Below are 18,443 nucleotides of genomic sequence, written 5' to 3'. Positions count from 1 at the left end.
TCTACCGGGGCGAACTGGCCTATATCCGTCAATAGGAGCCGCAGCATGAGCACGCCTGGCAAATGGCTGCCGAGCGGCATCTGGCGCTGTGGGTCGAGAACTTCGAGCGACTGACCATCGCCTGTGTCGATGACCAGCTCGTCGGCTATTCGCTATGGGCCGATGAGCTGGGGCACGCGGAGCTGTGCACCGTGCATGTCGGCGAGGCATATCGGAGAAGCGGAATCGGCCAGGTGCTGGTCGGGGCCTATATCGAGAGCGCCCGGCAGGCGGGCTTCGAGACGCTTAGCTTGCACGTTCGTGCCGACAACCCGGCCCGGCGGCTCTACGAGCGCGCCGGGTTCTGCCATGTCGGGGCCAACGCCCTCGGCTACCTGCGCTATGAGTTGCAGGTGGCGGGTTAGCGGCCTGCGGGGGCCGGCACCGCTGGCTTGAGCGGCCGGGTGCGGGGCAGCAGCGCGGTGGCCAGGCCCAGCAGCGGCAGGAACGACACCAAGTGGTAGACCCAGACGATGCCGTGTACGTCGGCCAGCTCGCCCAGGCCGGCTGCGCCAATGCCGCCAATACCGAACATCAGGCCGAACATCAGCCCGGACACCATACCGACGCGACCCGGCACCGCTTCCTGGGCATAAACCACCAGGGCCGCGAACGCCGAGGACATCACCAGGCCGATCATGATCGCCAGCACCGCCGTCGCCGTGGCGCCGACATAGGGCAGGGCCAGGGCGAAGGGCGCCACGCCCATGAAGGAGATCCAGATCACCGCCTTGCGGCCGATGCGGTCGCCCACCGGGCCACCCGCGAAGGTGCCGAGCGCCACCGCAGCGAGAAAGATGAACAGGTAGATCTGGCTCTGCTGAACGCTCATGGCGAAGCGTTCGATCAGGTAGAAGGTGAAGAAGTTGGTGAACGCCGCGATGTACACGAACTTGGCGAACATCAGCACGCAGATCACCGCGATGGCCTGGATCACCTGGCCGCGGTTCAGGCCAGCGGTCTGTTTGCTGGCCAGGCTTTTCAGCTTCGCCTGGCCGTGATGGACGCTCCAGATGGTGAGGCGGCAGAGCACGAAGATCGCCAGGGCGGCGGCGAGCATGAACCAGGCGATGGCATGCTGGCCGTAGGGGATGACGATGGCGGCGGCCAACAGCGGCCCCAGGGCCGAGCCCGAGTTGCCGCCGACCTGAAAGGTCGATTGCGCCGTGCCGAAGCGTCCGCCGGAGGCCATCCGCGCGATACGCGACGCCTCGGGGTGAAAGGTCGCCGAGCCTACGCCCACGACCGCCGCCGATAGCAGCAGCATCTCGTAGCTGTTGGCGAAGGCGAGCAGGGCGATGCCAATGAAGGTCATCACCATGCCGGAGGGCAGCAGGTAGGGTTTGGGGTGCTTGTCGGTGTACATGCCGATCCAGGGCTGCAGCAGCGAGGCGGTGATCTGGTACACCAGACCGATCCAGCCGATCTGCGCGAAGCTCAGCGAGAACTGGGTCTTGAGCATCGGGTAAACCGCTGGCATCACCGCCTGGATCATGTCGTTGAGCAGGTGCGAGAATGCGGCGGCGCCGACGATCGGCAGCAGAAAGCCATGGGCCTGGACGGGCGAGGCGACGTCGTTGGCAGCGAGTTCGGGGGAGGCGAGATCGGTGGTGGTTTTCATACGCAAGGCTTCGAGTGGCTGCTGGGCCGGCTGGCATCCGGGTGCCGGCCTGGCCTGGTGGCGGGACAGGGCGCCAAGCTTACGGCTGCAGGCCGCGCCTGTCTCGCCTGATTCGGCAACGGGTTAAACTTCCGCGCCGCCTCATGGGTCGATTTCGGGACAGACAGCGACCAAGCGGCGAGGGCCCATGTACGATCATCACTGCACCGCGTGGGTAAATTCGGGCCGCGACGGATCCACCCGATGAGTCGCCACGACGCGGCAACGCTGACCACCCCAGACGGCCGCTATCTGATCGTCAGGGGGCGGCTGTGGCGCCTGTCCAATCCTGCGTTGAGCGAGCCGCGGCTCCAGGCGTTGGTCAACCAACTCATGGACGCTCGGCGTCTGGTCAAGGCCGCCAAGGCGGCAGACGACGCCGCAGCGCTCGCCCATGCACGCGCCCAGGTGCAGGCGGCCAAGGTCGGCCTGGGTGAGCGCGGCCCGGTATGGTGGCGCGATGGCGCGCCGGACTACAACCGCCATCTGGTCGCCAATACGCCTTACGCCGACTGGTTCGAAACGCTTGTGCGCGAAGGCACGGCGGGCCAAACGTGATCGAGGCCGGCAATCCCCGCGCGGGGGGCTGGGCGCCGCGCTCATCTGTGCGTACGCTGTGCGCGCCCGGCCACGCATCCACAGGCGGGGCCGTGACGACGTTCAGGGCAGCAGGGGGCGATGTGATGGCGCGGCAGCGAGCGGGAAGAACCAGACGTGCATGATTCCGGTCGGCGACAGTTCGACCTGCCTTCGGGAGCCGGCAACCCACGTGGCCTGCTGATCGCCGCGGTGATTTTCGTGTGCGGCGTGCTGTTGCTGTCGACCGCCCTGCACGTGCGCTGGGACAAGGCCCAGGCCATGGCCAAGAGCACCGAAGCCATGCAGACCCTGGCGGCGGCGCTGAACAGCCAGGCCGAATCGACCATCCGGGTCGCCGATACCGTGCTGACCGCGCTGATCTCCATGCACCGCTCCGGCGGCCATGGCGAGGCCAACATCCGTGAGCTGAACCAGGTGGCCAGAACCCAGATACGCGAGCTGGGTGAGCTGGACGGCCTGTACATGTCCGATGCCAACGGCCAGTACTTCCTGGCCACCAACGCCGAAACCCATGCGCTGAACAACGCCGATCGCGTGTACTTCCAGCATCACCGACAACGTGCGGACAGCGAGCTATACATCGGCCAGCCGGTGCGCGGCAAGACTACCGGGCAATGGGTCATCACCCTGTCCAAAGGTATCTATGAGGACGACGGCACGTTCCGTGGCGTCGCCCTGGCCACGCTCAGCGTCGAACGTTTTCGCAGCCTGTATCGTTCGCTGCCACTCGGCGAGCAGGGCATCGTGGTGCTCGCCAAGCGCGACGGCACCATCCTCGCCCGTTCCGAAAGCGATGCGCAGACCTACCTGACCAACATCTCACAAAGCCCGATGCTCCAGGCCATCAACCAGGGCATCGACAAGGGCTCGGTGACGCTGACCGCCATCGTCGACGGCGTGCGGCGCATCTATGGCTTCGACGCCAGCCCCAAGTACCCGGTACTGGTGGCTGTGGCGATGCCGGAGCGGGAGGCGCTGGCTGCCTGGAAACGGCGTGCCTGGTCGATGTGGGGCTTTGCCCTGGCCGCCGTGCTGGGCGTCGGCATCATGGGCCTGTTGGTGCTGCGCGCCCTGGGCCGGCAGTCGGCCATGGCGGTGGAGCTGCACGCCGCGCACCAGTCCCTGGCCACCGCCAACACCACCCTGAAAACCCTGGCCACCGAAGACGGCCTCACCGGCCTGGCCAATCGCCGCCACCTCGACGGCTACCTGGCCAGCGTGTTCCAGCGCGCCGGCAGCGAGGGCACGCCGCTGGCCTTCGCGCTGGTCGATGTGGATTTCTTCAAGGGCTACAACGATGCCTACGGCCACCAGCGCGGTGACCAGGCGCTCATTGAGGTCAGCAAGGCGATGCGCGCCCGGGTGCGCCGCGAGGGCGACCTGGTGGCCCGCTATGGCGGCGAGGAAATGGCCATCGTGCTGCCGGACGTATCCGCCGAACAGGCCCTGGCCATGGCCGAGCAGGTACGTGAAGCGGTGCAGCGCCTGGGGATCGAGCATCGCCAATCCGCCTACGACCAGATCACCGTCAGCATCGGCGTGGTCGCCGGCGTGCCCGGTGAGGCGTTCAGCGACCCCGAGGCCATGGTCGCCGCCGCCGACCAGGCGCTCTACGCCGCCAAGGGCGGCGGTCGCAACCGCGTGGTGCTGGCCTCGCACTAGCTCAGGAGCGTGCCGGGCCGGCTTCCACCTGCTCGCGCAGCAGTTGCAGATAGCGACGCGCGCCGAGGCCCAGCGGGCGGCTCTTGTACCAGATCACATCGACCCACAGGCGGATCTGGCTGGCCATGTTGTCGAACTTCACCGCGGCCAGCACTCCCGAGTCGATCATCGGTTGTACCAGCGGATGGGGCAGGTAGGCCCAGCCCATGCCCGCCTGCACCAGATCGAGGGTGGCCATGTAGCTGTCGGTCAGCCATACCCGGTGCGACAGTACGATCTGCGGTTCCGAGGCCTTGGGATCGTCGCTGGCCACCACGATCTGCCGGGTATCGGCCATCTGCCCGGCGTCCAGCCGCTTGCCCTCGCTGTCGAACGGATAGCCCGGCGCCGCCACCGCGGTGAGCAACTGGCTGCCGGCCTCGGCGAAGGCTTCGCGCTCGTCGATGCCGGGACGCTCGAACATCAGGGCCACATGCGCGCTGCCGTCATGAATCATGCGCACCGCGTCGGTCTGTGCGGCCGAGCGAATCTCGATTTCCAGGGTCGGAAATTCCCGAGCCAGGGTGGTCAGTGGCCGGCTCCAGGCGCCGGTCTGCAGCTCCGGTGCCATGGCGATCACCAAGCGGCGTTCCAGGCCCTTGTGCAGTTGCAGGGCGTGGGCATCGAGCAGGTTGAGCTGGCTGGCCACCTGCCGGGCCTGGGGCTCCAGGGCTCGGGCGGCAGCCGTGGGCAGCGCCTTGCGGGTCGAGCGATCGAAAAGCGTCAGGTCGAGCTCCGCCTCCAGCTGCGACACCGCCATGTTCACCGCCGAGGGCACGCGACCCAGGGAACGAGCGGCTGCTGAAAACGAACCTTTGTCGATAACGGCGAGAAAGACCCGCAGCGTTTCGCTGGTGAAGATCATGGTTGTCAGATTTCCTGATAACAGTTGTCTTTTTGTATCAGATTCATGCGCCTAGCATCCAGCTCATCGAAACCCGGTTTGCGTGAGGTGGGTATGTTCAGGGCAATGGCAGGTCAGGTCGCATTGGTCAGTGGCGCCGGTAGTGAAAGTGGCATCGGCATGGCCATCGCACGTCGCCTCGGCGCGGCTGGCGTCAAGCTGATCGTTACCGCCAGCAGTGCGCGTATTGCCGAGCGGGTGGCCGAGCTTCGCGCTGCCGGTTTCGAGGCGGAAGGCTGCGCGGTGGACCTTACCGACGAAGCGCAGACCCAGGCCTTTGCCGATTGGGCCGAGTCGTTGTGGGGGCGCATCGACATCCTCGTCAACAACGCCGGCATGGCCATGCAGGGCAGCCCGGAGCCGTTCGTCGAAGTCGCCAAGATGAGCCTGGACGTCTGGAATCTGTCGCTCTCGCGCAACCTGACCACCGCCTTCCTGCTCACTCGCGCCGTGCTGCCGGGCATGCAGCGGCGCGGTTATGGCCGGGTGGTACACGTCAGTTCGGTGACCGGCACCCGTGTCGGCAATCCCGGTGAGGCCGGCTACAGCGCGGCCAAGGCCGGCATGGTCGGCCTCAACCTGTCGCTGGCGCTGGAAGTGGCGGGGCAGGGCATTACCGTGAACTCCGTCGCGCCGGGCTGGATCGCCACTGCAGCCAGCCTGCCGGAAGAAGTACGGGCCGCTGCCTACGTGCCGGTGGGGCGCGCCGGCCATCCCGAAGAAGTCGCCGCTGCGGTGGCTTTTCTGGCATCGCCGGAAGCCAGCTACATCACCGGCGAGACGCTGACCATCGACGGTGGCAACAGCCTGATCGAGAACAAGGCGCCCTGAGCAGGCCGTGTGAAAACTACTGCGCTCGGTCATGCGGCCTGCTGAAAGCCCTCTTTATTCCACCTTTCGAGCGGCCCGCGGGCCGAGGAGCGAATCGATGCAACCCGTCGTTCTGATTACCGGTGCCCTGGGTGGTATCGGCCAGGCCATGTGCGAGCGTTTCACCGCAGGCGGCTGGACGGTGTTCGGCACCGACCTGGACGCCAGCACCCTTGCTGCCCGGCAAGCCGCCGGCAAGCTGGCCGGCGCCCACGCCGCCGACATCCGTAAACCCGGCGCCTGCCGTGACGTGGTCGCCGCGCTGCTGGCCTCCACCGGTCGCCTGGACGCCCTGATCAACTGTGCCGGGGTATGGCGCGAGGGGCCGGTGGAGACGTGCAGTGAAGAGGACTTCGACATCGTGCTGGACGTCAACCTCAAAGCCACCTTCTTCATGTGCTCGGCCAGCATCCCGGCGTTACGCGAGAGCAGGGGTGCCATCGTCAACATCTCCAGCGACGCCGGCCGCCAGGGTAACCGCAACGCCGCTGCTTACTGCGCCAGCAAGGGCGCGGTGACCCTCATGACCAAGGCCCTGGCGCTGGACCTGGCCCCTGATGGCGTGCGCTGCAATAGCGTGTCACCGGGCGATGTGGAAACCCCGATGCTCAAGTTCCAGGCCGAGCGCTACGGCAATGGCGACCAGGACGCCTATTACCAGGATTTGCTCGCCAAGTACCCACAAGGCGCGGCGGCGCGCTTCATCCAGCCCGGTGAGGTGGCCGACCTGGCGTTCTTTCTCTGCCAGAGCGGCGCACGGTCGATCACCGGCGCGGATCTGGCCATCGACTGCGGGGTGTCGGCCGGTAACTGAGCGCTGCGTTGACCCCGACTGACAACAACAGGAGCCTTCCCATGTACCCGAGTGGCATCAACGATAAAGCCGTCGAAACCTTCGCCGCCCGTGAGCGCGAGCATTTCCTGCAACGCAACCCGAAATCCGTGGAATTGGCCAAGCGCGCCCGCAAGTCGCTGTTCGGCGGCGTGCCGATGCACTGGATGAGCGACTGGTCGATGCCCAGTTCGCTGTTCGTCAGCCGCGCCAAGGGTGCGCGCTTTCATGACGTCGACGGCCACGAGTACATCGACTTCTGCCTGGGCGACACCGGCAGCATGTTCGGCCACTCGCCCGAGCCCATCGCCCAGGCCATCGCCGAGCAGGGCGCCAACGGCCTGACCACCATGCTGCCCGGCGAGGACGCGATCATCGCCGGCGAACTGCTCGCCGAACGTTTCGGCCTGCCGTTCTGGCAGGTGGCGACCACCGCCACCGACGCCAACCGCTTCGTGATCCGCTGGGCCCGCGCCATCACCAACCGTAAGGTGCTGCTGGTGTTCGATGGCTGCTACCACGGCACCGTCGACGACGTCATGGTGCGCTGCAAGGAAGGCCGCACCGTGCACCGTGGCGGCCTGATCGGCCAGGCGCGCAACCTGGCCAAGACCAGCCGCGCCGTGCCGTTCAACGATGTCGCTGCGCTGGAGGCGGCGCTTGCCCAAGGTGACGTGGCGGCGATCCTCTGCGAGCCAGCGATGACCAATATCGGTATGGTGCTGCCCGAGCCAGGCTTCATGGAAAAGGTTCGCGAGCTGAGCAAGAAATACGGCAGCCTGCTGATCATCGACGAAACCCACACCATCTCCACCGGCCCTGGCGGCTGTACCCGAGCCTGGAACCTAAAGCCGGACTTCATCACCCTCGGTAAGCCGATCGCCGGCGGCGTGCCGTGCTCGGTGTACGGCTGCAGCCATGAAATGGCCCAGGCCATGCGCTTGGCTCAGCAGCACGCCAGCGAAACCAGCAGCGGCCATGGCCATAGCGGCATGGGCACCACTCTTGTCGCCCCCCAACCCTATACTAGTACCCTGAAATTAGGTTCTGTAAGGGAGTTGAGTAACTATTTTAAGCAACTATTTCGCTTTTCGCAAGCTTGTTTTCCCAGCTGAAGCTTGTCCTTCTGCGGGGGCTTCGCAGTAAGCACGGGGCGGATTGGGTGATCGAATAAAGGCCTGCAGCAGATGAGAGAGCTACATATCCCTCTCTTCTTATCACTTGCCACTGAGCCACCAGCGCTAAACACTCACTGGGCTGATCGCACGCCCATCTGCAGCCACATCACCGCAAGCCCGTCTATCCCGCAAGCCAGTTAAGACCATAACGTTTTGAGAGCCGGCACCTATGCGCGCCAAGCTCGCTTCATCGCTTTCCCGCGACCCGCGACGAATGTCGGCCTACAGAAGCAAGAAAGCCACCTTGCGGTGGCTTTCAAAGGACTGCAGGCAGCAGCTAATAAGGCGGATAGGCAGAGGGAGTGCTATCGATGTTCCTTAACAGTCACTAGCTCAATAGAGGAAATGCCCTTTTCAACGACATCTTTAGCCTTGGCCAGCATCGACTCTCTGAGCTCTTCGCGGGACATCCTGCTGCTATATATTTTCGCAAAAGCCTTATTTTTCAACGCTATGGGAGATCTATCGTTGGCGTCTGCGTTTGCGCCGTCAATAATTGGCTTAGCGGCAATATCATTCATTTTCACTAGCCTCCATATCGATGAATGTACGATATAATAATATCATGTCACATAAGTACGCGCAAATTGGCTGGAGCAGCTGTACAAACTGCGCATTACGGCTGTCGCCCATCAAAATATTTGTTTTGTTGTTATAAATATTTAAACACCCAACAGCTTTTTTTTCGTCATCCTTTGTGGGGCGCGATACAAGCGGTATCGAAAGTATTGAGGTGGCAACTCGATGGTTTGTGTAATATTTACCGATAGTAAATTTGTAGTGTTCTGTTATATGCGGATTGTGAAGCGCCTCATCCTCTAGCCACTCTTTGAAATGCGTTCGAGAGTTCTGGATGTACTGAGCTTCCATAGAGGCAACAGCAATAGGGCCGCCAGGTAGGTTCGGCTGGGACTTTGCGGCGTCGGTTGTGTCTATTTTGAAAGGAAAGCATATTGGCAGGATTTCATTGTCTGGCTCTGCGAGGGTTTGATTGCTAACAAGAGTCGACAGCTCAAGATCGCTGATGTGAAGTATGCCGTCGGCGTTATCCAGGCGAGCATCGATATTTGAACTAAATAAAAAGAATGGGCTGTCATTGACCTGTGATGACAGATGCTTTCTGATCTGTCCCTTATCCATCTCTACCATCATGATATTGGCGCGGTAGGTTTCTGAAGGTGCGCTGTCCCAGTTTTGGGCGAGCACGAGAATCTTTGTGAGGATGACTCGAATGTCACTTGCGAGAGTCTCTTTGCTCATTTGTTGCGATTCATTGCTCCGCTCTAAACTCTCATACAGCAGTCTTATGTCTATTATCGTGTCACTGTAGGCTGCAAGAAATTGCTTGGGCGGCATGGTTGTAAGGCGATCCTGGAGTTCTTTTTCTTTTTTGCGAGTTGTAGTAACTACACCAACCTCTCTGAGGAATACAGCAACAACCGCAGCAATGCAAAGTAATATGGATGGCCAGAGGTAGTCAGTGTTGAAAAACTGTTCTATGGTCTCGGTCTGAGAGAACTCAGACTTTATATCTGTGCTCATCACGGAGATCATTGCGGCACTTCCAATTGTTAGCAGCGCAATGATTAACGACCCCCAGCTCGTCCCTATCAATTGGCACACTATCAAAAATGATGTCTTAAGACGTTTCCATGCCCTACCTGCGCAAGACACGAGCCATGCTCGTGCGTCTCGTTTGATTGGCAGCCTTTTATTCACGTTTCAAATCCATTGTGAGTTTTGCAAAAACTTCTATTGCACGTTCGTTGGATGAGGATGACTACGTGGCAGCGAAATAAACTCGAAACACTGATGCAACCCTCAGTCCGGCGATGTGAGGCAAGATAAGATTAACACGCTGAATCAATTTATTTCATTTTTCCTCGTCGCAAGATCAGCCTTACATTGCCTATCGCTTAGTGTGCAAAGCAAGGTATTGACGAACCTGAGTGCTGTAATACCATGTCTGGATTCAAATGCCCTCACAAGGAAAAGTATATGGCAACGCGCTGCGTAGGGTTGGTAATAGGTTCGGGTGATGTGACCGTCGTAGATGCGTCCATACCGGAAGACCAGGATGCCCCGTTAACCCTGATCAGGGATGAAACTTGGAAGCTTCCCACCGGGGATCGTGCAAAGGCATATGAGACTCTTTTCCATCGCTGCAAAGGCTTCCTTGAGGGCAACGCTGTAGATCAAGTTGTCATCAAAGCGAGTGCACTTCCCCAGGGAAGCAGTGCGAGGGGCGGCTTGCTTGATGGTGCCGAGCTTCGAGGAGTAATCATGTGCGCAGCTGCTTCCGTCTGTGAAACACGAGTACTCAAGAAGGATGTGATCAGTCGGACATATGGGCGTAAGGTCGATGACTGTGTCGCAGACGATGCTTTTTGGGAGGCGCAACTGGAAGGGGCAAAGCTGCGTAAGGGTAGCCGAGAGGCAGCTATGTTGGTGGTTGCACATAGGGCTCGGCCATGAGCAGAGTTGTCCCAAACTTGCAGATCGTTAGGAAGTTGGGTGAAGGCCACTTTGGTGAGGTTTTCCTGGGGCAGGATGGGGTGCACGGGGAAGTGGCTGTCAAAGTTATAGCGCGCAAACCCGAGAATGATGATGCTGAGTGGCTCGCTATTAGGCAGGCCTTCCTTGCGGAGGCCAGACATCTATCAAGTGCCACTCATCGAAATGTGGTGCAGGTCTATGGGATTGACGAGTCTGCCGAGAACATTCGCTTTACGATGGCGTACTGCCCTGGTGGCTCTTTACACGCCCGCTATGAGGGTGGCCCTCTGAGCCTGAGTACGGTGCGTAGGCACGCTTTAGACGTTCTGATCGGTTTGGGTGCGTTGCACGGAAGGGGCATGCTCCATCGAGACATCAAGCCGGGGAACATTCTGCTTGATCACCTGGGGATGGCGAAGCTGGGTGATTTTGGTCTTGTGACTGACAACCTGCTTTTGGGGTATGGCTCCGCAGCTGGTTATGCAGACCACATCGCATGGGAAATTTGGCATGGCGGAGGCACTAGCGTCAGAAGTGATATCTGGGCCTTGGGCATGACGATTTATCGGCTGCTGCATGGCGAGGTTTGGTACATCTTCCAAAACGAATCCCCGCAAGATGCGGTAAAGAAAGGAGGCTTTGCTAAACGCTTGCGATGGTTGCCCCACGTCCCCAAGAGTTGGCGTCGTGTCATTCGAAAAATGCTTGCTGACGACCCTTATGACCGGTACGCAAATGCCGACCAAGCACTAAATGCGATCTCGGGTTTGCCGATCGATTCGGTATGGGATACGACAGTTGCTCCAAATTTAGTTAGGTGGGAGACACAGTCAGCGGGGCGCCTTAAGGTCGTGCAGTGGCAGTTGCACTCGCTGCGCCAGCATGAATGGAAAGCTTGGAGTGAGCCATTAGGGGACGGGCGTGTGAAGACTCTGGGCCAATCGCAGGGAGTCATCTCGCGGAGTGCAGTTGATCGAGAGCTCGAAGACTTCTTCTGCGTCTAAGCGCTTAGCCTGCCACACTGCGTAATCGGCGGGGTAATAGATAACCGCCGATAAAATCAGAGGCGTGCAGGGGATGAAGCTGGAAGTGGACTTGGACTAATGCGCGACGCTCAACTGCACAGCTAGGGCAGCATGTCGCAAGGGCGTCAACGCCCTCAGCAGGTTGCCAGATTGCACCGCAGAATGAGCATCGTGGGGATGTCAGTCTCAGATTGTGGTGTGTCTTGCTCATGAGGATCCTGCCTGGCGTCGAGGGGCCGAACCTTATTCAGATAGGGCTGCTTAATACTGTATACGTAAACAGTTGTTTTGGCTAGTGATGCTTTGGCAGCTATCACGGGAGTTTTCCGAAGATGATGGAGATTGACGAATCATTCTATTGGGAGCGCAGCGTAGGCTGAGATCGATGAGTGTGCAAATTGTTGCTGCTGTGCGCCTTGGGCTAGGCCTAGACAGCAGGCATGCTGCCCTGGACGCTGTTTTTTAAGAAACGTCTACAGGAGTCGAAACGTGCCCAGGTAAATTTGAGTCGACGTCGTTGCATCACGCTACTGCGTCAGGGAAGTTTGACTCATATTCGAGACGAGACAAGATCACCATCAGCAACCTCCTGTCCAAATCTAGGGCAGCCGCTTGCTGGGATGGCGTTGCCAGCACAATGGTGCCTATGGTCTCGTTGCCTGCAAGCCTGCAAGCCTGCAAGCCTGGAAGATTGGTGCTCCTCAAATGGACGCCAGCAGGGCAATATGCCCGCACTAATCATCGCAAATTCAAGGAGTGATTCATGGACGTGAAATGCGAACCTTTGGTGGTACACAACATCGGATTGGGTGTGCTTCGGGGCCGTTTGACAGAGGAAGGAAAGCTGCTCGTAGAGAACACGCCGGAGGCCAAGCTCGTGAGCTTCATGCCTGGTGGCGCGCGTCAGGTGGCTGAGGTTCTGAGGAATCCTGAAAATGCTCTGATCGTCGCGGGCCCAGAGGCTTTCGTGGGCGAGTGGCTGTGTGAAGGCCGGAACAATGCGAAAGCAGATGCACACACTCCTCCGGCGTTCATGTTCTACCGTAAATACGATAGACAGACGTCGCTAGACGTAGGCTGAGCACGCGAGCCTTTGCATCTTTCGGCCCCTGTCTCACCTGACTACTCAGATCTGTATACCAAGCGTTCTCTTCATGCTGATGATCTCCATATGTACCCCGCCGCTAGGCAGAGTCGCAGCGAAGTAAATCACCTAAACGCTCGGGCCCGGCGGCTCTTGGTTCAAGGTCAACGCGACACCTGCCATCTTAATTGCATCCAGCAATACGTTGATGATCGGATCATGGCCGGCAATCCCATGCTATGACGTTTTTTTTCCTACCATTTGCGCACTGCGACCGTAGCTGCTGCGAGGACGCTTGTAGAGGCAGCGCAAAAAACGTGCAGCTACTCATCAGGCTGTCACAGTGGTAACCAGTCATTGCTAAAGCTTGAATAGTGGGTAAAGGCCACTATGGTCAATTGGCCTGTAGCGATAAGGATTGTTCAAGATCGCCTGGCTCAGGAGATACCTCATGGCTAAGAACATCAGCGACATTAACGACCAGTACAGCTACAGTGATGAAAATCCGGGGGGTAAGCGCGATTCTAGCCTGGTTTCGTGTGCCCAGTGCGGCGACTACAACGAGCTCAAGTACATCTACGACGTAAAGCTAAAGCCACTGATTGATCAGAAAAAGATTACGCATGATGCGGCTATCAAGGCGTTAGACGAAGCGTGCAAAGAGATCAAAAACCCTCGCAAGCGCGAAGATTTTTATAAGCTGTTAACCGAGAAGCTTGGCCACACGATAAGCACTTAAAATTACAGCGTCCAAGACTGGCTCAGTTAGAGTTGCCTGGGCCGGTCGTTATATGGCCGGTCTGTCCCTGGCGAAGTGGACTGAGCTTCTGATCGCCGAGGATTAACTTTTCTAGTCGGGCGGTCTCATCCCATCGTGTTTGGGTAATACACCAAGCTTATACCTCGCCCTCTAGCGGTTACCAGAAACCCTCTTTTTGCTCGCGATCTTGGTCTGTAGGGTAGGGTGGCCATACTGAGCAGGATCGAGCCAAATGCAGTATCGTGAAGACATACTCGTATCGATCTGAGTGAATCTTCGTTTCCCGGACAACCGCATCCTTGTCGGCGTGGGGAAACCAGGTTCTAGCTGGTAGCTTCACACCGAGGCGATCATGTGTCACTTCCGGACAGGCTGCGAGTGAGCCCGGAGGTATCGGCGTCGCGACTCCTCTTGTGCGAAAGAAGGCACCATTGCGCCTGGCTGCATTGCTTGAGTATGCCCACTTCATATAGCCATCGCGCGATAGAAGCAGCAAAGCGCTCTCCCCGGTGGAACTGATCCATTTCAGCGCTGCAGCAGTGAGGGATACACCATAGCGATCTGCGCAGTGGCGCAGCATGTCGATATCGACATCCGGCGTTATCTGTTCACGAAAATCGTTCAGAGGCATGAGCAGAAAAGAAGCGAAAAGATCCGCTTCTGCTTCTATTGACCTTTCGTGCCAAGAGAGCATGTCTTCTTTACTGCACTGGAACTCATCCCGCAGCAATCGGTGAAGGATGTAATGGCCTAGCTCATGGGCTTGAGTAAAACGAATTCGTCCGGGGGACTGGATTTTCTCATTGTAAGCCAGCAGCCATTTCTTCTCTCGCTTCCCGTTGTGAAACAGAGCCCCTTCAAAGCTTGGGATGTCTACTGCCTCAACTTTTGCGATGGGATCAGGCCATCGAAAAATGCCGCCGGCTTCCAGCGCCAACATCGGGACATCGACGGGAAAACGCTGCCCACCATGTTGGCTACTGAAAAGGTCACAGATTTTGGTAAGCCGATTTGCTGCTCGCTGAGGCGTCCATACCTCTAGGTCGTCAACCATCAAAAATCCTTTTTGAACGTCTCTAGTATTTTTCTTAGTTGAGCCTTGGCATCGGGCTCAAGAGTCTTGTATCCGCGAAAGAACGCATCGTCGAGGTGCCGTTCTTCAGGTTGCCGTAAATCATCCTCAAGAAAATAGGCTGTCGCAACACCAAGCACATCGGCCAAGGCTGTGAGCTTTTCAGCAGAGGGCCGCTGCGACTCCCGGTTTTCAAGCTCCCAAAGGTAGCTTTTGCTCAGGCCCGCTGAGTCAGCCAGCTTCTCCAGTGTCAGTCCACGTTGCTTACGCAAATCGCGAAGCTTCTCGCCGAGACGAGTTGTCATTCAGGTGCATCTCCGTCGGTTACCAAAAAAATTGTACCACTATTCCGAACAAATGCTTTGACAATAACGGCAGAAAGTGTAGCTTACGTCACAAGTTCGCTTTTCCGAACTTTTTGTCTGGCTTGCCGATTGACCCTTTCGGCCCTTTGTCCAGGCCTGGTCTGACTGCGGTTTGCTTGGAGGTGGTATGTCTAGAGAGCATGTAGATCATCGAGACATTGCGCGGTTCGCCGAAGAAAAGGTGAATTTGCCCAAGGGCAAGGCTACGGAGTACCGGGCACAGGCGCAGCGCCTGCAGGACAAGCTTGAAGGGTACTTAAGTGAGCACCCTGATTTTTCGCTTAAACGCATGATGCTGTCGGGCAGTTTGGCCAAGGGCACAGCATTGCGCTCGCTCAACGACATTGACGTAGCGGTGTACATCAGTGGTTCAGATGCGCCGCACGACATTCGAGAGTTGATCTCGTACCTGACGGAGCGCCTGCGCAAAGCTTTCCCGAATTTCACGAGCGACCAGGTCACTCCTCAGACGTATTCCGTCCAAGTCAACTTCAAAGGGTCAGGGCTCAACGTTGACTTGGTGCCTGTCCTTTACAACGGCAAGCCCCAATGGCGAGGGAATCTGGTTAGCCAGGATGACGGGTCGTTTCTTGAAACGAGCATTCCCCTGCATCTGGAGTTCGCAAAGCAGCGCAAGCGCATCGCTCCCACCCATTTCGCCCAGGTCGTGCGGCTGATCAAGCATTGGGCTCGCCTTATGAAAGCCGAGCGCCATGGGTTTCGCTTCAAGTCTTTCATGATCGAAATGATTCTGGCGAAGCTAATTGATGAGGGAGTCGACTTCAGCGATTACCCCGAGGCGATGCAGTCTTTTTTCACCTATATCGTGCGCTCAGAGCTGGCTGAGCGGATTGTCTTTGAAGACAACTATCGTGCTTCTGCGGTGGGGGCATGCACCGATGTGCTGCAAATTTTCGACCCGGTTAACCCTGATAACAATGTTTCTCGTCTGTACACGCAGAGTAACGTGGATCTGATCATCAGCGCGGCTTCCGACGCTGGTGACGCTATTGACGGTGCTCTTTACGCAACCACCAAGCAAGCAACCGTCAGTTACTGGCAGAAAGTTCTTGGCACTACTTTTCAGGGGTGAGGTGAGATGAGTTCTTTCAGCTATACGACCTCAGCGTCGCAGACATTCACCATCACGCACGCTCGCCAACTTTCTGCGAAGGTTGCCACCGACCTGAGACGGATTCAGCGTTTCTACGGGGCCCCGAGTGCGTCACGCATTGACGACTATGAGAAGGAAATGGTGGCAATGCTCAAGGCCGGTTACCTCGACACGGTCACCTATGGTTTTAAGCGTAATGATGAGTGGATCGAGCCAACCTTGCGCTACACCGCGCAAGAATTGATGAGCTCCGGGACGGATGATGACCCCGGTAAAGTCCGCGCTAACAAGGACATCACGAACGCCAGCTTTTACAGCTTCATGACGTACAGCACCAAATATCACCAGGCCTCGGAAGCGGAACGCAGTGCCGCTTTAGGAGAGCTTCCTTTCAATCGGACTACTGCTTCTGAGCCCGGAGTCAGCGGCTACCTCGAACACGACCACAATTATTCTGCAGGCGGTCGCTCCCTAAGCCGTTCCACTGTGAGGAGTTTCACATGAGCAAGCCTTCTATCGATGAGCTCTTTGAGCGCCGCGTGATTTATCCTGATTTCGAACCCCAGGAGCGGCTTGCCCGTTTGGTTGGACTCGATGAGCAGAAACAGCGCCTGACCAATATCCTGGGACTGCTGGTTAATCCTTTTGGGCTTACGGAGTGGGCAGAGCGGCACCACCCTAATGCAAAAGGGCTTCTTGACTCTGTGCTGCGTCGCCCTCCTTTGGTTGTGCTCTCTGGTGATGTTGGGTCGGGTAAGACAGAACTGGCCGAAACGATCGGTGATGCTGTAGCGCGCCAGGAGGGTATCGACATCACCCTCTATCCGCTTAGCTTGTCGACGCGTGGGCAAGGCCGCGTTGGAGAAATGACACAGCTAATCTCTGCGGCGTTCGACTACACGGTTGAGGCAGCAGAGAAGCTGAAGTCAGCATCTTCGAAAGCACGCGGAGCAATTATCCTGCTGGTCGATGAGGCGGATGCCCTGGCGCAGTCTCGTGAAAGCGCGCAGATGCATCATGAAGATCGCGCGGGTGTGAACGCGTTCATCCGTGGAATTGACCGCCTTGCCAGTAGCCGGCTTCCTGCTGCGGTCATTATGTGCACAAACCGTCTTAACGCTTTGGATCCAGCCGTTAGAAGGCGTGCAGCAGAGGTTCTGAGTTTCACCCGGCCTAATGATGAGCAGCGCCGTTACCTGTTTCAATCTCAGCTGGGGGCACTCGGGTTGGGTGACGATGTGATTGGGCAACTGGTCAAGTTGACTGGGGAGCGTGGCCAGGGAGTCCCAGGCTTCACCTTCTCCGACATCAATCAGCGCCTGATCCCTTCAATCATCCTGGCGGCATACCCTCGCAATCCTGTCGATGCGCGAACGGCGTTGCTCACCGCCCACAACATGATTCCCACACCCCCATTTCAGGACAAATTCTGATAGCAGCTCGCTGGTGTTCTGGTGCTGACCGAGTACACCGTTTTTCAACAGCCGTAAGTTACTTCGAGGTGTGTCATGTCCGAATGGTCGCTAGCAACGCTGCTTTCATCCCTCCACGAAGACATTCAGGGTCGCCTGTCGACCGCTCGGCAGGCGTTCAAGCATCCAGGAACTAAAGGCGACGCCAGCGAGGGTGTCTGGTTAGAGCTTTTGCAGAAATACCTGCCTAAGCGTTACCAGGCAGATAAAGCCCACGTTGTCGATAGTCAGGGCAACTTCAGCCAACAGATCGACGTTGTGGTCTATGACCGGCAGTACTCACCTTTCATATTCACCTTTGGTGAGCAGAAAATCATCCCGGCTGAGAGCGTTTACGCGGTCTTTGAGGCAAAGCAGACCGCTGATGCAAGCCTAATCGCCTACGCGCAGCGGAAAGTAGAAAGTGTTCGAAAACTGCACCGCACCAGCCTTCCAATACCCCACGCAGGCGGCACATATCCCGCCAAGCAGCAGATCCCAATTATTGGCGGGATACTGACCTTTGAGAGTGAATGGAGTCCTGCCCTGGGCGAGTCTTTCGAGAAAGCGTTGAGAGGGGACATGGGCGTTGGCCGTCTCGACATGGGGTGCGTTGCCTCCCACGGTCATTTCTACTACGAGGCCAAGGCGGATCAATTCAACTTTGAACGTGAAACCAAGCCTGCTACCGCATTCCTGTTCAAACTTATTGCTGAGCTTCAGTTTAGCGGTACAGTCCCAATGATCGATATCGACGCTTACGCACAGTGGCTTACTAGCAGCTGATGGATCAACTGATCTACATGGACTGGCCTGTCCCGGAACTGATGGACAGGTAGTTAAGAGTTACTGCTTGCATAGCGCTGCTCGAACTCCATCGGACTGAGATAGCCCAACGTCGAGTGGCAACGGCGGTGATTGTAAAAGCGGATGTAGTCGAACAGGTCGGTTTTCGCCTCCCGGTAGCTAGCGTAGCGGGTCAGGTACACCCGCTCGGTCTTCAGCGAACGAAAGAAGCTCTGCATCGCTGCGTTGTCCCAGCAGTTCCCCGGACGCGAATGGCTGGGCACGATGCGGTATCGCCGCAGCAAGGCCTGGTAATCGTACGCGCAGTAATGGCTGCCACGATCCGAGTGCCGCAGTACCTTCGTTTGCGGCTGTCGGCGAGCCACGGCCATCTCCAGTTCGGCGTGTACCAGAGCCTGCTTCATCCGATGGTGCATCGCCCAACCGACGACAGCAAGTGATTAAGATCAAGCACCACGGCCAGATACAGCCAGCCTTGGGCCGTC

17 protein-coding genes and 3 pseudogenes are annotated in these 18,443 nt (G+C 58.3%); 13 read left to right on the top strand and 7 right to left on the bottom strand.

Annotated features, from left to right (window positions below; all coding sequences use genetic code 11):
- Nucleotides 1-53 precede the first annotated feature (53 nt).
- Nucleotides 54-404, top strand: a pseudogene (locus BVH06_RS19270) (GNAT family N-acetyltransferase); the annotation flags it as partial.
- On the opposite strand, the gene BVH06_RS19265 reads toward BVH06_RS19270, so the two are convergent.
- A complete protein-coding gene (locus BVH06_RS19265; RefSeq protein ID WP_075935168.1) occupies nt 401-1,660 on the bottom strand; it encodes an MFS transporter in 1,260 nt (419 codons plus the stop codon). The pseudogene BVH06_RS19270 and the gene BVH06_RS19265 overlap by 4 nt on opposite strands.
- A 243-nt stretch (nt 1,661-1,903) precedes the next feature.
- On the opposite strand from BVH06_RS19265, the gene BVH06_RS19260 reads away from it, so the two are divergent.
- Together BVH06_RS19260 and BVH06_RS19255 are read left to right on the top strand one after the other, a co-directional pair.
- Nucleotides 1,904-2,257, top strand: a complete 354-nt coding sequence (locus BVH06_RS19260) for a hypothetical protein (protein ID WP_075935167.1) — start codon at nt 1,904-1,906, stop codon at nt 2,255-2,257.
- Nucleotides 2,258-2,413: 156 nt separating this feature from the next.
- A complete protein-coding gene (locus BVH06_RS19255) occupies nt 2,414-3,961 on the top strand; it encodes a diguanylate cyclase (RefSeq protein ID WP_075930792.1) in 1,548 nt (515 codons plus the stop codon).
- A 1-nt stretch (nt 3,962) separates the two neighbouring features.
- Here BVH06_RS19255 and BVH06_RS19250 read toward each other — a convergent pair whose 3' ends face one another.
- Nucleotides 3,963-4,865, bottom strand: coding sequence for a LysR family transcriptional regulator (locus BVH06_RS19250; protein WP_075935166.1), 903 nt, complete (start codon nt 4,863-4,865; stop codon nt 3,963-3,965).
- Between the two features lie 93 nt (nt 4,866-4,958).
- Between BVH06_RS19250 and BVH06_RS19245 the strand changes: the two genes are divergently transcribed.
- The 3 genes and pseudogenes from BVH06_RS19245 to BVH06_RS19235 form a co-directional block, all read left to right on the top strand.
- Nucleotides 4,959-5,735: an SDR family NAD(P)-dependent oxidoreductase gene (locus BVH06_RS19245; RefSeq protein ID WP_075935165.1), complete on the top strand. Its 777-nt coding sequence runs from the start codon at nt 4,959-4,961 to the stop codon at nt 5,733-5,735.
- Between the two features lie 97 nt (nt 5,736-5,832).
- Complete coding sequence (locus BVH06_RS19240; protein WP_075935164.1) at nt 5,833-6,588, top strand: SDR family NAD(P)-dependent oxidoreductase; 756 nt, start codon at nt 5,833-5,835, stop codon at nt 6,586-6,588.
- 41 nt (nt 6,589-6,629) lie between these two features.
- Nucleotides 6,630-7,619 (top strand): annotated as a pseudogene (locus BVH06_RS19235) (transaminase); the annotation flags it as partial.
- Nucleotides 7,620-8,089: 470 nt separating this feature from the next.
- Here BVH06_RS19235 and BVH06_RS19230 read toward each other — a convergent pair.
- Complete coding sequence (locus BVH06_RS19230; RefSeq protein ID WP_075935163.1) at nt 8,090-8,305, bottom strand: hypothetical protein; 216 nt, start codon at nt 8,303-8,305, stop codon at nt 8,090-8,092.
- Complete coding sequence (locus BVH06_RS19225) at nt 8,298-9,326, bottom strand: hypothetical protein (protein ID WP_139315683.1); 1,029 nt, start codon at nt 9,324-9,326, stop codon at nt 8,298-8,300. Before BVH06_RS19225 ends, BVH06_RS19230 begins: the two co-directional genes overlap by 8 nt.
- Before the next feature lie 929 nt (nt 9,327-10,255).
- On the opposite strand from BVH06_RS19225, the gene BVH06_RS19215 reads away from it, so the two are divergent.
- From BVH06_RS19215 to BVH06_RS19205, 3 genes are all read left to right on the top strand, one after another.
- Nucleotides 10,256-11,284 carry a serine/threonine-protein kinase gene (locus BVH06_RS19215; RefSeq protein ID WP_075935160.1) on the top strand — a complete coding sequence of 343 codons (1,029 nt, stop codon included), beginning with the start codon at nt 10,256-10,258 and terminating at the stop codon, nt 11,282-11,284.
- A gap of 784 nt (nt 11,285-12,068) precedes the next feature.
- Nucleotides 12,069-12,386, top strand: a complete 318-nt coding sequence (locus BVH06_RS19210; protein ID WP_075935159.1) for a hypothetical protein — start codon at nt 12,069-12,071, stop codon at nt 12,384-12,386.
- Nucleotides 12,387-12,840: 454 nt separating this feature from the next.
- A complete protein-coding gene (locus tag BVH06_RS19205; RefSeq protein WP_075935158.1) occupies nt 12,841-13,128 on the top strand; it encodes a hypothetical protein in 288 nt (95 codons plus the stop codon).
- A gap of 178 nt (nt 13,129-13,306) precedes the next feature.
- On the opposite strand, the gene BVH06_RS19200 is transcribed toward BVH06_RS19205, so the two are convergent.
- The gene (locus BVH06_RS19200; protein ID WP_075935157.1) at nt 13,307-14,203 is read right to left on the bottom strand and encodes an ImmA/IrrE family metallo-endopeptidase; all 897 of its coding nucleotides are present in this window, start codon (nt 14,201-14,203) and stop codon (nt 13,307-13,309) included.
- Nucleotides 14,203-14,526 carry a helix-turn-helix domain-containing protein gene (locus BVH06_RS19195; protein ID WP_075935156.1) on the bottom strand — a complete coding sequence of 108 codons (324 nt, stop codon included), beginning with the start codon at nt 14,524-14,526 and terminating at the stop codon, nt 14,203-14,205. Before BVH06_RS19195 ends, BVH06_RS19200 begins: the two co-directional genes overlap by 1 nt.
- A gap of 187 nt (nt 14,527-14,713) precedes the next feature.
- Between BVH06_RS19195 and BVH06_RS19190 the strand changes: the two genes are divergently transcribed.
- The 4 genes from BVH06_RS19190 (at nt 14,714) to BVH06_RS19175 (ending at nt 17,937) form a co-directional block, all read left to right on the top strand.
- Nucleotides 14,714-15,679: a CBASS oligonucleotide cyclase gene (locus BVH06_RS19190; RefSeq protein WP_075935155.1), complete on the top strand. Its 966-nt coding sequence runs from the start codon at nt 14,714-14,716 to the stop codon at nt 15,677-15,679.
- Nucleotides 15,680-15,685: 6 nt separating this feature from the next.
- Entirely contained in the window at nt 15,686-16,204 is a 519-nt protein-coding gene (locus tag BVH06_RS19185; protein WP_075935154.1) for a hypothetical protein, read from the top strand.
- Complete coding sequence (locus BVH06_RS19180) at nt 16,201-17,133, top strand: AAA family ATPase (RefSeq protein ID WP_075935153.1); 933 nt, start codon at nt 16,201-16,203, stop codon at nt 17,131-17,133. The genes BVH06_RS19185 and BVH06_RS19180 overlap by 4 nt, the downstream gene beginning before the upstream one ends.
- A gap of 75 nt (nt 17,134-17,208) precedes the next feature.
- Nucleotides 17,209-17,937 (top strand): DUF6602 domain-containing protein, encoded by a 729-nt coding sequence (locus BVH06_RS19175; RefSeq protein ID WP_075935152.1) that lies wholly within the window; start codon nt 17,209-17,211, stop codon nt 17,935-17,937.
- A gap of 53 nt (nt 17,938-17,990) precedes the next feature.
- Here BVH06_RS19175 and BVH06_RS25130 read toward each other — a convergent pair.
- Nucleotides 17,991-18,380: pseudogene (locus BVH06_RS25130) on the bottom strand (IS3 family transposase); the annotation flags it as partial.
- Nucleotides 18,381-18,443 lie beyond the last annotated feature (63 nt).

Origin of the sequence: Pseudomonas sp. PA27(2017) (genome assembly GCF_001945445.1) — a bacterium.
Classification (GTDB): domain Bacteria; phylum Pseudomonadota; class Gammaproteobacteria; order Pseudomonadales; family Pseudomonadaceae; genus Aquipseudomonas.
This window is presented reverse-complemented; position numbering and strand designations above follow the sequence as displayed.

Excerpts from the sequence above, each read along its gene's own strand:
- BVH06_RS19265 (WP_075935168.1), bottom strand. The coding sequence starts at position 1,660 with ATGAAAACCACCACCGATCTCGCCTCCCCCGAACTCGCTGCCAACGAC.
- BVH06_RS19260 (WP_075935167.1), top strand. The coding sequence starts at position 1,904 with ATGAGTCGCCACGACGCGGCAACGCTGACCACCCCAGACGGCCGCTAT.
- BVH06_RS19250 (WP_075935166.1), bottom strand. The coding sequence starts at position 4,865 with ATGATCTTCACCAGCGAAACGCTGCGGGTCTTTCTCGCCGTTATCGAC.
- BVH06_RS19245 (WP_075935165.1), top strand. The coding sequence starts at position 4,959 with ATGTTCAGGGCAATGGCAGGTCAGGTCGCATTGGTCAGTGGCGCCGGT.
- BVH06_RS19240 (WP_075935164.1), top strand. The coding sequence starts at position 5,833 with ATGCAACCCGTCGTTCTGATTACCGGTGCCCTGGGTGGTATCGGCCAG.
- BVH06_RS19230 (WP_075935163.1), bottom strand. The coding sequence starts at position 8,305 with ATGAATGATATTGCCGCTAAGCCAATTATTGACGGCGCAAACGCAGAC.
- BVH06_RS19225 (WP_139315683.1), bottom strand. The coding sequence starts at position 9,326 with ATGAGCACAGATATAAAGTCTGAGTTCTCTCAGACCGAGACCATAGAA.
- BVH06_RS19215 (WP_075935160.1), top strand. The coding sequence starts at position 10,256 with ATGAGCAGAGTTGTCCCAAACTTGCAGATCGTTAGGAAGTTGGGTGAA.
- BVH06_RS19210 (WP_075935159.1), top strand. The coding sequence starts at position 12,069 with ATGGACGTGAAATGCGAACCTTTGGTGGTACACAACATCGGATTGGGT.
- BVH06_RS19205 (WP_075935158.1), top strand. The coding sequence starts at position 12,841 with ATGGCTAAGAACATCAGCGACATTAACGACCAGTACAGCTACAGTGAT.
- BVH06_RS19200 (WP_075935157.1), bottom strand. The coding sequence starts at position 14,203 with ATGGTTGACGACCTAGAGGTATGGACGCCTCAGCGAGCAGCAAATCGG.
- BVH06_RS19195 (WP_075935156.1), bottom strand. The coding sequence starts at position 14,526 with ATGACAACTCGTCTCGGCGAGAAGCTTCGCGATTTGCGTAAGCAACGT.
- BVH06_RS19190 (WP_075935155.1), top strand. The coding sequence starts at position 14,714 with ATGTCTAGAGAGCATGTAGATCATCGAGACATTGCGCGGTTCGCCGAA.
- BVH06_RS19185 (WP_075935154.1), top strand. The coding sequence starts at position 15,686 with ATGAGTTCTTTCAGCTATACGACCTCAGCGTCGCAGACATTCACCATC.
- BVH06_RS19180 (WP_075935153.1), top strand. The coding sequence starts at position 16,201 with ATGAGCAAGCCTTCTATCGATGAGCTCTTTGAGCGCCGCGTGATTTAT.
- BVH06_RS19175 (WP_075935152.1), top strand. The coding sequence starts at position 17,209 with ATGTCCGAATGGTCGCTAGCAACGCTGCTTTCATCCCTCCACGAAGAC.